Consider the following 13638-nt stretch of genomic DNA (forward strand, 5'->3'; position numbering starts at 1 on the left):
CGCCCACACGACCGCTCGTCGGCGGGGCGGCTCAGACGACCGTCGAGGTCCGCAGCGGCGCCGGGTCGACCAGCACGGGGAAGTTCACGCTGCGCGCGAGGAAGCACAGGGAGTGCGCCCGGTGGTGGAGCTCGGCGAGCCGCTCGTCCGTCGCCCCGGCGCCCGGGTCGACCAGGACGTGCGGGCGCAGCGTCACGTCGGTGAACTGCCCCTCGCCGCGCGCCTCGACGCGCATCGTGCCCGTCGCCTCGTCGGTGTAGCCGCGCACCACGACGCCCGCCTCGGCCGCGAGGTGCAGGAACCACAGCATGTGGCACTGGGACAGGCTCGCGACGAACAGCTCCTCGGGGCTGTACCGGCCGGGGTCGCCGCGGAACGCCGGGTCGGCGCTGCCGGGCAGCACCGGGCGGCCCGGGGCGGTGACGTCGTGGTCGCGCGTGTAGGCCGTGTACGACGTCGTGGCGCCGGCGCCGTCCCCCGCCGCCACGGTGCTGGTGGGCCAGGTGACGGCGACCTCGAACGAGTGCTGGGCTCCCATGCGCCCACCGTAGGGGGTCAGGCGGCGTCGTGCTTCGTGGCCCGCCGCTTCGTGGTCTTCTTCGCCGCGGCCGGGCGGGGCTGCCCGACGGCGACGACGCGGTCGCCGACCGGGACGGCCGGGTGGTCGGCCAGGAGCGGGGCGAGGTAGCGCCCGGTGTGGCTCTCCTCGACCGCTGCGACCTGCTCGGGGGTGCCCTCCGCGACGACCAGGCCGCCGCCGGAGCCGCCCTCCGGCCCCATGTCGACGATCCAGTCGGCGCTCTTGACCACGTCGAGGTTGTGCTCGATGACGAGCACGGTGTTCCCCTTCTCGACGAGCGACTGGAGCACACCGAGCAGCTTGCGGATGTCCTCGAAGTGCAGTCCCGTGGTGGGCTCGTCGAGGACGTACACCGTGCGACCGGTCGACCGCTTCTGGAGCTCGCTGGCGAGCTTGACGCGCTGCGCCTCGCCGCCGGACAGCGTCGGGGCGGGCTGACCGAGGCGGACGTACCCGAGGCCGACGTCGACCAGCGTGGACAGGTGCCGGGAGATCGCCGGGAACGCGGCGAAGAACTCGGCGGCCTCCTCGATCGGCATGTCGAGCACGTCGGCGACCGTCTTGCCCTTGAAGTGGACCTCGAGCGTCTCGCGGTTGTAGCGGGCGCCGTGGCAGACCTCGCAGGGCACGTAGACGTCGGGCAGGAAGTTCATCTCGATCTTCAGCGTGCCGTCGCCCGAGCACGCCTCGCAGCGGCCGCCCTTGACGTTGAAGGAGAAGCGCCCGGGCCCGTAGCCACGGACCTTCGCCTCCTCGGTCTCGGCGAAGATCTTGCGGATCCGGTCCCAGACGCCCGTGTAGGTGGCGGGGTTGGACCGCGGCGTGCGGCCGATCGGCCCCTGGTCGACGTGCACCACCTTGTCGAGGTGCTCGGTGCCGGTGACGCGCGTGTGCCGCCCGGCGACCTGGCGGGCACCGTTGAGCTCGTTCGCCAGGACCGTGTGCAGGATCGAGTTGACCAGGGTGGACTTGCCCGACCCGGAGACGCCCGTGACCGCGGTGAGCACACCGAGCGGGAAGGACACGTCGATGTCGCGCAGGTTGTTCTCCCGCGCCCCGACGACCGTGAGGCGACGCTTCGGGTCGGGGGCGCGCCGCGCGGCGGGCAGCGCGATGCTGCGCCGGCCGGACAGGTACGCGCCCGTCATCGAGCCCTCGGCCTCCAGCAGCCCGGCGTAGTCGCCCGAGTGCACGACCTGTCCGCCGTGCTCGCCGGCGCCCGGGCCCACGTCGACGATCCAGTCGGCGGCGCGGATCGTGTCCTCGTCGTGCTCGACGACGATGAGGGTGTTGCCCATGTCCCGCAGTCGCGTGAGCGTGTCGATGAGACGCCGGTTGTCCCGCTGGTGCAGGCCGATGCTGGGCTCGTCGAGGACGTAGAGGACCCCGACCAGCCCGGACCCGATCTGGGTCGCCAGACGGATGCGCTGCGCCTCGCCGCCGGACAGCGTGCCCGCCGCCCGTTCCAGCGTGAGGTAGTGCAGACCGACGTCGAGCAGGAACCCGAGGCGGGCGTGGATCTCCTTGAGCACCTCGCCGGCGATCGCGGCCTCGCGCGGGCCCAGGTCGAGGCCGTCCAGGTACTCCTTCGACCCCGAGATCGGCATGCGGCAGACGTCCCAGATGGACTTCGTGCCGATCTTCACCGCGAGGACCTCGGGCTTGAGGCGCGCCCCCTCGCACACGGGGCACGGGACCTCGCGCATGAAGGCCTCGTAGCGATCCTTGGACCAGTCCGACTCGGTCTCCCCGTGGCGGCGCTCGAGGAACGTGATCGCGCCCTCGAAGCCGGTCGAGTACTGCCGCTCGCGGCCCCATCGGTTGCGGTACTTGACGTGCACCTCGTGGTTGCGGCCGTGCAGCACCGCGTCCCGGGCTCGCTGCGGCAGCGCACGCCACGGCACGTCGAGGGAGAACTTCATCTCGTCGGCGAGCGCCGACAGGACACGCTCGAAGTACTCCGAGGACGTCTGCGCCCACGGCGCCACGGCACCCTCGCGCAGCGTCTTCTCCTCGTCGGGGACGACGAGGTCGGGGTCGACCTCGAGCCGGAACCCGATGCCGGTGCACTCCGGGCAGGCGCCGTACGGCGCGTTGAAGGAGAAGGTGCGGGGCTCGATCTCGTCGAGGGTCAGCGGGTGGTCGTTCGGGCAGGAGCGCTTCTCGGAGTACTTGCGAACCCTGTCCAGGTCGTCGACGTCGGCGTCCACCAGCTCGATCATGACGAGCCCGCCCGCCAGCCGGAGCGCGGTCTCGACCGAGTCGGTGAGACGGCGGCGCACGCCGTCGCGCGCCACCAGGCGGTCGACGACGACCTCGATGTCGTGCTTGAGCTTGCGCTCCAGCGCCGGCGGGGACGCGAGCTGGACGACCTCGCCGTCGACCCGTGCCCGGGCGAAGCCCTGCGTCTGGAGCTCGGAGAAGAGCTCGGCGTACTCGCCCTTGCGCCCGCGCACCACGGGGGCGAGCACCTGGTACCGCGTGCCCTCCGGCAGCTCGAGGACCTTGTCGACGATCTGCTGCGGGGTCTGCGCGCGCACCGGCTCGTCGCACACCGGGCAGTGCTGCGTGCCCGCGCGCGCGAACAGCAGGCGCAGGTAGTCGTACACCTCGGTGATCGTGCCGACGGTGGACCGGGGGTTGCGGTTGGTCGACTTCTGGTCGATCGACACCGCCGGGCTCAGACCCTCGATGAAGTCGACGTCGGGCTTGTCCATCTGGCCGAGGAACTGGCGGGCGTACGCCGACAGCGACTCGACGTAGCGCCGCTGGCCCTCGGCGAAGATCGTGTCGAAGGCGAGCGACGACTTCCCCGACCCGGACAGCCCGGTGAACACGACCAGGCGGTCGCGCGGGAGGTCGAGGTCGACGTTGCGGAGGTTGTGCTCGCGGGCACCGGAGACGACGAGGCGGTTGCTCACCGCAGCATCGTACGGCGCGCCACCGACCTTCGTACAGGTGTTCTACGACACCCTCGGGCGGTGGCGGGTCGACCGGCCACCGGACGTCGCCGCCCGCAAGGCTCCGACGTGCTTGGATGCGGCCATGGCCACCTTCGTCGTCACGTACGCCTACCGCCCCGACCCTGCCCGGCTCGACGCCGTGCGGCCCGCGCACCGCACGTTCCTCGGGGAGCTGAACGCGCGCGGCGTCGTGCGCGTGTCGGGGCCGCTGCCCGCCACGGCCGACGCGCCCGCTGGCGCCCTGCTCGTCGTGGAGGCCGACGACGCCCAGGACGCCCTGCACACGCTGGACCCCGACCCGTTCCGCGACGCCGACCTGATCGCCGAGCGGTCGGTCCGCGAGTGGCTGCCCGTGATCGGTGGCTTCGCCTCCTGAGTCAGGAGTCGGCGGGCTCCTCGGCGCCGGCCCCGGCGCGCACCCGCCCGCGGGTCCTCAGCAGGCTGGCGACGGTCGCGATCGCGAGCGACCCGATGATCACGGCGAGCGAGAGCCAGATCGGGATCTCCGGGGCCCACGCCACGTGCTCGCCACCGTTGATGAACGGCACCTCGTTCGTGTGCAGGGCCTCGAGCACCAGCTTGACCCCGATGAACCCGAGGATGAACGCCAGCGCGAACGGCAGGTAGACCAGCCGTTCCAGGAGACCGCCCAGCAGGAAGTACAGCTGGCGCAGGCCCATCAGCGCGAACAGGTTGGTCGCGAAGACGATGAAGGGGTCCTGGGTGAGGCCGAAGATCGCGGGGATCGAGTCGAGCGCGAAGAGCAGGTCCGTGGTGCCGATCGCCACGAAGACGACGAGCATCGGCGTCCACAGCCTGCGCCCGTCGACCACGGTACGGATCTTCGCGCCGTCGTAGCCGTCGCTCACCGGGAGCACCCGGCGCAGCCCGCGGATCGCCACGTTCTCCTTGAACTCCTCCTCCTCGTCGCCGCCGGACACCAGCTTGATCGCGGTGTACACGAGGAACGCGCCGAAGAAGTAGAAGATCCAGGTGAACTGCTCGATGAGCGCGGCGCCCGCGAGGATGAACGCCCCGCGGAGCACCAGCGCGATGATGATGCCCACCATGAGCACCTTCTGCTGGTGCTCCCGCGGCACGGCGAACCTGCTCATGATGATCACGAACACGAACAGGTTGTCGACGCTGAGGGAGTACTCGGTGAGCCAGCCCGCGTAGAACTCCCCGGCGGGCTGGATCCCGCCGACCGCCCACACGACGAGGCCGTACACGAGCGCCAGACCCACGTAGAGAGCCACCCACAGGCCGGCCTCGCGCATGGAGGGCACGTGCGGCCGCCGACCGACGACGACGAGGTCGGCGAGGAGGATCGCGGCCATGGCCGCGAGCGAGACCCCCTCGAACCAGAGGGGCAGCTCGTGGGTCACGCGTCCTCCGGTCCCGCCCCCGCGGTCACGCGGTGGTCACGACGTGTCTTGAGCAGCGAGGCCACCGTGGTGATCGTCAGGACCACGACGATGAAGGCGAGCGACACCGTCGTGGAGATCTCGGGGATCGCCTCGACGTGCTCACCGCCGTTGATGAACGGCACCTCGTTCGTGTGCAGGGCGTGGATCACCAGCTTGATGCCGATGAAGCCCAGGATGGCGGCCAGGCCGTAGTTGAGGAAGACGAGGCGGTCCAGCAGCCCGTCAACCAGGAAGTACAGCTGGCGCAGGCCCAGCAGGGAGAAGGCGTTCGCGGTGAAGACCAGGAACGTCTCCTGCGTGAGGCCGAAGATGGCGGGGATCGAGTCGACGGCGAAGAGCAGGTCGGCGCTGCCGATGGCGATCATGACGATGAGCATCGGCGTGATGAACCGCTTGCCGTCGATCTTCGTCGTCATGTGGTGGCCGACGTAGTCGTCGGTCGTCGGGAAGATGCGGCGCGTGAGGCGCAGGACGCCGTTCTCCTGGAACTCCTCGTCGTGGTCGGTGCCCGAACGGGCCTGCGCGATCGCGGTCCAGATGAGGAAGGCGCCGAAGATGTAGAAGATCCACGCGAAGTTCGCGATGAGGGCGGCGCCCGCGAGGATGAACACGGTGCGCAGCACGAGCGCGATGGTGATGCCGATGAGCAGCACTCGCTGCTGGTGCTCCCGCGGGACGCGGAAGCTCGTCATGATCAGGACGAAGACGAACAGGTTGTCGACGCTGAGCGACTTCTCGGTGATGTACCCGGCGAAGTACTCACCGCCGTACGTGGTCCCCCAGACCGCCATGACGACGAAGCCGAACGCCACCGCCACGGCGACGTAGGCGAGCGACCACCAGGCCGACTCCTTGAGGGTGGGGGCGTGCGGTGTGCGCACGTGGCCGACGTAGTCGACGACGAGCATCGCCACGATGGCGGCGACGGTGACGATCCAGACCCAGGGGGCGACATCCATGCGAGACTCCTCCGGTACGCAGCACTGTGACCGAAGGTCTCTTCCGCCACGCACCGCCATGCGCACCCGCACGGTGCGCGGGCTGGTGGTTGCGGGACCGATGGCGCCGGGCCGACGACTGCGCCGACCGTGATGACGACGTCACCGCGGAGGAATACTCCCCTTCAACGAGGTGTCAGCATACGGCACCCGGACGGTGACCGGCGATGGTCGGCACGCCGGTCAGGCGGTCGCGGCGCGCATCTGGCGCAGCTCCTTCTTCAGCCCGCCGATCTCGTCGCGCAGGCGCGCCGCCACCTCGAACTGCAGCTCCGCCGCGGCGGCGTGCATCTGGTCGCTCAGCTCCTGGATGAGCTCGGCGAGCTCGTCGGCGGCCAGCCCGGCGAGCCGGTTGCCCGACGTCGACGCCTCCTTGGGCGAGCCGGGCACCGGCGCCTTCGGTCCGCGCCCCTCCCCCGGCGAGCGCCGGTACCCGCCGGCCAGCAGCTCGGCGGTGTCGATGTCCTCGCGCGCGAGCATGTCGGTGACGTCGGCGATCCTCTTGCGCAGCGGCTGCGGGTCGATGCCGTGCTCGCGGTTGTACGCCTGCTGCTTCTCGCGGCGCCGGTCGGTCTCGTCGAGCGCGAACCGCATCGCCGGGGTGACCTTGTCGGCGTACATGTGGACCTGACCGGTGACGTTGCGGGCCGCGCGGCCGATCGTCTGGATGAGGGAGCGCTCCGAACGGAGGAAGCCCTCCTTGTCCGCGTCGAGGATCGCCACCAGCGACACCTCCGGCAGGTCGAGGCCCTCGCGCAGCAGGTTGATGCCGACCAGGACGTCGTACTCGCCCTGGCGCAGCTCGCGCAGCAGCTCCACCCGGCGCAGCGTGTCGACCTCCGAGTGCAGGTAGCGCACCCGGACGTCCTTGCCGAGCAGGTAGTCGGTGAGGTCCTCGGCCATCTTCTTCGTCAGGGTCGTCACGAGCACCCGCTCGTCGCGGTCGACCCGGTCACGGATCTCGCCGAGGAGGTCGTCGATCTGGCCGGTCGTCGGCTTGACCACCACCTCGGGGTCGACGAGCCCCGTCGGTCGGATGATCTGCTCCACCACGCCGTCGGACTGGGCGAGCTCGTAGCTGCCGGGGGTCGCCGACAGGTAGACCGTCTGACCGATGCGCTCCACGAACTCCTCCCAGCGCAGCGGCCGGTTGTCCATCGCGCTCGGCAGCCGGAAGCCGTGGTCGACGAGCGAGCGCTTGCGCGACATGTCGCCCTCGAACATCGCGCCGATCTGCGGGACCGTCACGTGGGACTCGTCGATGACGAGCAGGAAGTCCTCCGGGAAGTAGTCCAGGAGGGTGTGCGGCGCCGTCCCGGCGTCGCGGCCGTCGATGTGCCGCGAGTAGTTCTCGATGCCGTTGCACGTGCCGATCGTGCGCATCATCTCGATGTCGTAGGTGGTGCGCATGCGCAGCCGCTGCGCCTCGAGGAGCTTGTTCTGGCGCTCCAGGTCGGCCAGCCGTTCCTCGAGCTCCGCCTCGATGCCGGAGATCGCGCGCTCCATGCGCTCCGGCCCCGCGACGTAGTGCGTGGCGGGGAACAGGTGGACGCTCTTCTCCTCCCGGATCACGTCGCCCGTGAGGGGGTGCAGCGTCTGGATCGCCTCGATCTCGTCGCCGAACATCTCGATCCGGATCGCGAGCTCCTCGTAGACCGGGATGATCTCGACCGTGTCGCCCCGCACGCGGAACGTCCCCCGCGTGAATGCCAGGTCGTTGCGCGTGTACTGCATCTGCACGAACCGGCGGAGCATCTCGTCACGGTCGACGACGTCCCCCACGTCGAGCCGGACCATGCGGTCCACGTACTCCTGCGGGGTGCCCAGGCCGTAGATGCACGAGACCGAGGCGACGACGACCGTGTCGCGCCGCGTCAGGAGGTTGGACGTCGCCGAGTGCCGCAGCCGCTCCACCTCGTCGTTGATCGACGAGTCCTTCTCGATGTAGGTGTCCGTCTGCGCGATGTACGCCTCGGGCTGGTAGTAGTCGTAGTAGGAGACGAAGTACTCGACGGCGTTGTTCGGCAGCAGCTCGCGGAACTCCGTGGCCAGCTGCGCGGCGAGCGTCTTGTTCGGCGCCATGACGAGGGTGGGGCGCTGCAGCTGCTCGACGAGCCAGGCGGTGGTCGCGCTCTTGCCCGTGCCGGTGGCGCCGAGCAGGACGACGTCCTTCTCCCCCGCCCGGACCCGTTCCGTGAGCTGGGCGATGGCCTTGGGCTGGTCACCGCTCGGTCGGAACTCGGACACCACCTCGAACGGGGCCACGGTTCGCTGCAGGTCGGTCACAGGACGCATGGACCCACCGTACGTCGCGGCACCGACACCCGCGGCGGCCCGCCGAGCTCAGGCACCCGCACCCCTCGGCGCCGGACGGCCTCAGTGCTCGGCGCCCGCGGCGACGGCCACCTCGGGCAGCTCGCCCCGCGCCGCGCGGACCGCGACGGACGCGACGACGCCGAGCGCCCGCGCGGCATCGGCGACCGGCAGCGCGTCGGCACGCGGCACGTGCACGAACCCGCCGACGACACCGGGAGCCTGCGCGAGGGCGTGCGCGAGGGCGTAGAAGACCGCGTTGCACACGTAGGTGCCGGCGGTGTTGCTGACGACGGCGGGCAGACCGGCGGCGCGCAGCTCCACGAGCGCCGCCTTGAGGGGCAGGCCGGAGAGATAGGCGGTCGGGGCCCCCGGCACGACCGGCACGTCGACCGGCTGCGTACCGTCGTTGTCGGGGATGCGGGCGTCGGCGACGTTGACGGCGACCCGTTCCAGCCGGACCGCGTCGGTGCCGGCGGCCAGGCCGGTGGCGACGACGACGTCGGGACGGTGCGCGGCGACGAGCGCGGCGAGCGCGGACGGCGCGCCGACGAAGGTGACGGGCAGCAGCGCGGTGACCAGCTCGACGTCCGGCGGCAGCGCGCCCGGTTCGGCCGCGAGCCGGCGCACCGCTTCCCAGGACTCGTTGACGGCGTCGCCGCCGAAGGGCTCGAAACCCGTCATCACGACCTTCACGGCCACCTCGCTCTCCTCGGCGACCGAGGCTACGCGACGTCGGGGGGCCGCCGAGGACGACCCCTCGTCGACCTGCGACGACATCCGTGGTGCGCGCACCCGGGACTGATTTGTGAATGCTCCTGCTATATCGCTAGGGTGACGCACGCCACGCGCGCCCGTCCGCCTCTTTCCGGGCCGCGTGGCACCCCACGTCCCCTGCCCGCGGAGAACCATGCGCCACGCCCGTCCGGCCCTCGCCGGCATCGCCCTGCTGTCGACCGCTCTCGCCGGTGCCGCCGTCGTCGGGGCGCCCGCCGCGGCGGCCACCGCCGACGGGTCAGGCCTCACCACCTGCACCACGACCGGCAGCGGCCTGCAGAACGACGTCCTCGCGTCCGACGACGGCACCGCCGTCGTCGTCGGCGGCGACTACACGGCGCACCCGGCCGCCGCCGAGAGCGAGGGCCGGCTCGTCGTGGCGGGGACGACCACGATCGACGCGGGGTACTTCAACCTCGGCCGCGTCGGCGTCGGCTCCGGCGTCGTCGCGCTCGGCGACGTCCTCGTCTCCGGCGGCGACGTCGTCGTGCGGCCCGGCTCCACCCTCGACGTGAACCACGGCGTCACCGGGGGCGGTGACGTCCGCACCGGCGGGGAGGTCACCGGCCGCCTCGAGCTCAACGGCGGGACCGTCCGCGCGGGCGACCCCGCCGCCGCCGGCACCGCGGCCGACCACGTCGCCACCCTGCGCTCGGTCTCCGCGCGGCTCGGCGCGCTGCCGGCCACCGGCACGCTCACCACGGCGGGAGGGTTCCCCGCCCTGGTGGGAGACGGCACGTCGGACCCGCAGGTCTTCACGCTCACCACCGCCGAGGCGTCCGCCCTCGACACCGTCGTCCTCACCGACGTCGGCGACGCGGCGGTCGTCGTGAACGTGGCCGGTCCCGACGGCGTCCTGGACACCGTGCACACGGCGGCGGGCACCGTCGCGGACCGGATCGACGACGGGGCCGCGCTCGGCGCGTGGGCGCCGCGCGTCCTGTGGAACTTCACCGACGCCACGTCCCTCGCGCTCGGCGGCGACCAGCCCAGCCAGCTCGTGGGTTCCGTGCTCGCTCCGCAGGCCGACGTCGTCCAGAGCACGCACACCAACGGGCGCCTGTGGGTCGGCGGCGACCTGGACCTCGGCGGCGCCGGCAGCGGCAGCGGCCTCGAGCACCACAACTTCCCGTGGGAGGGCCTCGTCGAGACCACCTGCGATCCCGGCACGACCGTGCCGACGCCCGCACCGACGACCTCGCCCACCCCCGCGCCGGACGGGACCGCGACGCCGCGGCCCACCCCCGCGCCGACCACCAGCACGGCACCGAGCACCGCACCGAGCACAGCACCGGACGAGGAACCCGGCACCGAGCCGGGCGAGCCCACGACCGCCGAACCGTCGGCGGCCCCGGTGACGGTCGCCCCGGCCCCCGGCGACGACGAGACGCCAGACGCCCGGGACCAGACCGTCGCGGACGGCGACGGCGGCGACGACACGGGAGGCGAGAAGGTCACGGGTGGCGAGCAGCTGCCCCGGACCGGCGCCTCGGTCGGGGCGCTCCTGGCCGTCGTCGGCACGCTGCTCGCCGCCGGCACCGCCGTGCTGCTGTGGCGCCGCCGCCTGGCGGCTCGCTGACCGGTCCGCCCGAGGCGGGTCGTGGCACCCCTGCCGCGCGGACGACGGACCCCCCTTGTACCGTGCACCCAGGAGCACGGGGCAAGGGGGGTTTGTCCGATGAGGTCGACAGCGACAGGGGCCCGCCCGCCCGGCCGGCGGTCCCGCACCGGCGGCACCCTGGCCGTGGCAGCCCTGGCCGCCGTCCTGGCCGCTGCTGGCGTCGTCGTCGCCCCGGGCCAACCGCCCGCGGCCCAGGCGGCACCCGCCGACCTTCTTCCCCCGGCGAGCGGCATCCTGCCGGGTCCGGCGCCGGGCGGCGCCACGCCCGGCGCGTGGGGACCCTGCGTGCCCGACCCGGCCGCGGACGACAGCTGCGCCGGCTGGCTCGTCCCTCCGGGTGCGATCCTCGAGTCGTTCCCCGGCACGGACGACGCCCCGAACGTCGTCGTCGGCGGCGACTTCACCGCGGGCCTGGGGTCCGCGGAGACCGAGGGCCTCCTGGTCGTCGCCGGGGACGCCGACTTCCTCAAGGGCTACAACGTCGGCGTCGCGGGCGGTGGCACCGGGGTGGTCCCGGCCCACCGCGCCGACATGCTGATCGTCGGGGGCGACGCGACGGTGGCGAACCCGAGCGAGGACCCGAACGCCGCCGGGAACCCCGCGACCGTCGGCGTCGGGCTCACCACGTCCGACGGGTCCAACCGTTACGGGACGATCCACGTGGGCGGCGCCCGGAACTTCCGCGACCCCTCGTTCGGCGCGGCCGACACGACGTACGGGGTCCTCGGCAACATCGACACCGCGAACCAGGAACCGCCGGCCACCGAGACGCAGAACGTCCTCGACGGCGACGTCTCGGTGCTCGTGGACGACGGCTACACCGAGCTCTTCGGCGCCGAGGGCAAGATGGCCCGCTACTCCCAGCAGTGCTACGCAGAGCTCAGCACCGAGACCGAGGCGACGACGATCCTCAACGAGGGCGGCAGCCTGTCCCTGGAGCACGGGACGTTCGCGCAGTCGGGAGACGTCGTCACCCTGACGAGCACCGGGTCGGCCGACGTGGTCGAGTTCGTCCTGCCCGCGACGCTCGGGACGGTCGCGAACCCCGTCCAGATCAACATCGTCGGCGCCACCACGGCGCAGACGGTCCTGGTGAACACCCTGGCGGCCGGGACGGTGACGCACTTCATCGGGGACGTCTACTGGGGGGCCGGGGTCGGCGACGAGCTCAACACCCGCGCCCTCGTCGAGGGCCGGCACCTCCTGTGGAACTACCCCTTCACCACGGACCTCGTCCTCGGCGGGGCCACGCAGTTCCCCGGGTCGGTGCTCGTCGGCGACCCGGGCTCGGTCACCCAGATCGGCTTCTCCGGCGCCAACGGACGCATCTACACCCCGGGCGACCTCGTCCACAGCGGCACGGCCACCGCGACCTCCGGGAGCGAGCTCCACGGATACCCGTTCGACGGCGCCCTGGGCTGCATCCGCGAGATCCCCGGCACGTTCTTCGTCACGAAGGAGATCACCGGGGACGGAGCGGACGCGGTGCCGCCGGACGTCACCTTCACCGTGGCCTGGGAGGTCACCGGGCCGGCCGACAGCCCGAACCTCGGCCGCACCGGTACGGTCGAGGTCCTGGCCGACGGCACTCCCGCCCTCGGGCCGGACGACCTGGCCGAGGGCGACGTCGTCACGTTCGCCGAGCCGACCGTGCCGACCGTCGACGGCGTCGTCTGGGGCGCGCCGCAGATCCAGCCGAACCCGCTGACGGTCGCAGGTGACACCGCCGCCACGGTCACCGTGACCAACGAGGCCGTCCTCGTGCGGGGCGGGTTCACGATCCGCAAGGAGGTCACGGGCGACCCCGGCGGCACGACCGACGAGTTCACGGGGACCTGGACCTGCGACGCGGAGGACGTCGACGGCGACGACTCCGGCACGTGGACCCTCGCCGACGGCGAGGAGGCGACCGTCGACGGCCTCCCCGTCGGCACCACCTGCACCGTCGCCGAGGACCCCGTGACCGACGCGAACGGCACCTGGACGACCTCGATCGACCCGGACACCGTGGTCGTCGCCGAGGGCGACGCCTCGGCGACCGTGGTGACGGTGACGAACGAGTTCACGAGCACCGTGGGGGCGTTCACCATCGCCAAGGAGGTCACGGGCGACGACGGGGCCACGCTGACCGAGTTCACGGTCGCCTGGACCTGCACGGCGCCCGACGGTTCCGTCACCTCCGGCACCGCCACCGTCGCCGCCGGCACCTCGTCCGACCCGGTGGGCGGCCTGCCCGTCGGCACGCTCTGCACGGTCGAGGAGGCCGTGCCCGACGACCCGAACGGCACCTGGACCGCCGAGGTCACGCCGTCCGAGATCGTCATCGCCAGCGACGACCCCGCCGACGTGGGTGTCGTGACGGTGACGAACACCTTCACCGTCGATCGTGGAGGGTTCACGATCCGCAAGGAGGTCACGGGCGACCCCGGCGGCACGACCGACGAGTTCACCGGGACCTGGACCTGCGACGCGCAGGACCTCGACGGCGACGACTCCGGCACGTGGACCCTCGTCGACGGTGACGAGGCGACCGTCGACGGCCTCCCCGTCGGCACCACCTGCACCGTCGCCGAGGACCCCGTGACCGACGCGAACGGCACCTGGACGACCTCGATCGACCCGGACACGGTCGTCGTCACCGACGGCGACGTGGCGGCCACGATCGTGACCGTGACGAACGACTTCACGGTCTCCCCGACGCCGAGCCCGTCCGCGCCGACGCCCACGGCCTCGCCGTCCACGGCGGCACCGACGCCGGTCGCCCCGACCGAGGGACCGACCTCGCCCGCCCCCACGGCGGGTCCTGACCTGCCCCGCACGGGCGCCGACGTCGGAGGCTGGGCGATGCTGGCCCTGACGCTCGTCGGGCTCGGCACGGTGGCGGTGCTCGCCGTCCGTCGCCGCGCCTGACGCGGCGCGGCATCCAGCTCAGCCGCCAGGCGCTCCGGCCCCTTTG

General features: G+C 72.2%; 9 protein-coding genes. 3 read left to right on the forward strand and 6 right to left on the reverse strand.

Going from position 1 to position 13638, the window contains the following annotated elements; translation table 11 throughout:
- Positions 1 to 31 precede the first annotated feature (31 nt).
- Both I598_RS03675 and uvrA read right to left on the reverse strand, forming a co-directional pair.
- On the reverse strand, positions 32 to 538 hold the full coding sequence (locus I598_RS03675) for an OsmC family protein (RefSeq protein WP_083972843.1): 507 nt from the start codon (positions 536 to 538) through the stop codon (positions 32 to 34).
- 17 nt (positions 539 to 555) lie between these two features.
- Positions 556 to 3501, reverse strand: a complete 2946-nt coding sequence (gene uvrA / locus I598_RS03680; protein ID WP_068201365.1) for an excinuclease ABC subunit UvrA — start codon at positions 3499 to 3501, stop codon at positions 556 to 558.
- Between the two features lie 124 nt (positions 3502 to 3625).
- Between uvrA and I598_RS03685 the strand changes: the two genes are divergently transcribed.
- Positions 3626 to 3919 (forward strand): YciI family protein, encoded by a 294-nt coding sequence (locus I598_RS03685; protein WP_068204873.1) that lies wholly within the window; start codon positions 3626 to 3628, stop codon positions 3917 to 3919.
- A 1-nt stretch (position 3920) separates the two neighbouring features.
- On the opposite strand, the gene I598_RS03690 is transcribed toward I598_RS03685, so the two are convergent.
- The 4 genes from I598_RS03690 to I598_RS03705 all read right to left on the reverse strand — a co-directional run bounded on the left by I598_RS03690 (position 3921) and on the right by I598_RS03705 (position 8986).
- Positions 3921 to 4931, reverse strand: coding sequence for a TerC family protein (locus tag I598_RS03690; protein WP_083972845.1), 1011 nt, complete (start codon positions 4929 to 4931; stop codon positions 3921 to 3923).
- Positions 4928 to 5932 carry a TerC family protein gene (locus I598_RS03695; protein ID WP_068201367.1) on the reverse strand — a complete coding sequence of 335 codons (1005 nt, stop codon included), beginning with the start codon at positions 5930 to 5932 and terminating at the stop codon, positions 4928 to 4930. The genes I598_RS03690 and I598_RS03695 overlap by 4 nt, the downstream gene beginning before the upstream one ends.
- Positions 5933 to 6154: 222 nt before the next feature.
- The gene (gene uvrB / locus I598_RS03700) at positions 6155 to 8266 is read right to left on the reverse strand and encodes an excinuclease ABC subunit UvrB (RefSeq protein ID WP_068201369.1); all 2112 of its coding nucleotides are present in this window, start codon (positions 8264 to 8266) and stop codon (positions 6155 to 6157) included.
- An 81-nt stretch (positions 8267 to 8347) separates the two neighbouring features.
- Positions 8348 to 8986 carry a pyroglutamyl-peptidase I gene (locus I598_RS03705; protein ID WP_232314252.1) on the reverse strand — a complete coding sequence of 213 codons (639 nt, stop codon included), beginning with the start codon at positions 8984 to 8986 and terminating at the stop codon, positions 8348 to 8350.
- 208 nt (positions 8987 to 9194) lie between these two features.
- Between I598_RS03705 and I598_RS03710 the strand changes: the two genes are divergently transcribed.
- On the forward strand, positions 9195 to 10640 hold the full coding sequence (locus tag I598_RS03710) for a choice-of-anchor A family protein (RefSeq protein ID WP_068201371.1): 1446 nt from the start codon (positions 9195 to 9197) through the stop codon (positions 10638 to 10640).
- 165 nt (positions 10641 to 10805) lie between these two features.
- A complete protein-coding gene (locus I598_RS03715; RefSeq protein ID WP_157557152.1) occupies positions 10806 to 13592 on the forward strand; it encodes a DUF5979 domain-containing protein in 2787 nt (928 codons plus the stop codon).
- Positions 13593 to 13638 lie beyond the last annotated feature (46 nt).

The organism is Isoptericola dokdonensis DS-3 (assembly GCF_001636295.1).
GTDB lineage: Bacteria > Actinomycetota > Actinomycetes > Actinomycetales > Cellulomonadaceae > Isoptericola > Isoptericola dokdonensis.

Excerpts from the sequence above, each read along its gene's own strand:
- I598_RS03695 (WP_068201367.1), bottom strand. The coding sequence starts at position 5,932 with ATGGATGTCGCCCCCTGGGTCTGGATCGTCACCGTCGCCGCCATCGTG.
- uvrB (WP_068201369.1), bottom strand. The coding sequence starts at position 8,266 with ATGCGTCCTGTGACCGACCTGCAGCGAACCGTGGCCCCGTTCGAGGTG.
- I598_RS03675 (WP_083972843.1), bottom strand. The coding sequence starts at position 538 with ATGGGAGCCCAGCACTCGTTCGAGGTCGCCGTCACCTGGCCCACCAGC.
- I598_RS03685 (WP_068204873.1), top strand. The coding sequence starts at position 3,626 with ATGGCCACCTTCGTCGTCACGTACGCCTACCGCCCCGACCCTGCCCGG.
- I598_RS03710 (WP_068201371.1), top strand. The coding sequence starts at position 9,195 with ATGCGCCACGCCCGTCCGGCCCTCGCCGGCATCGCCCTGCTGTCGACC.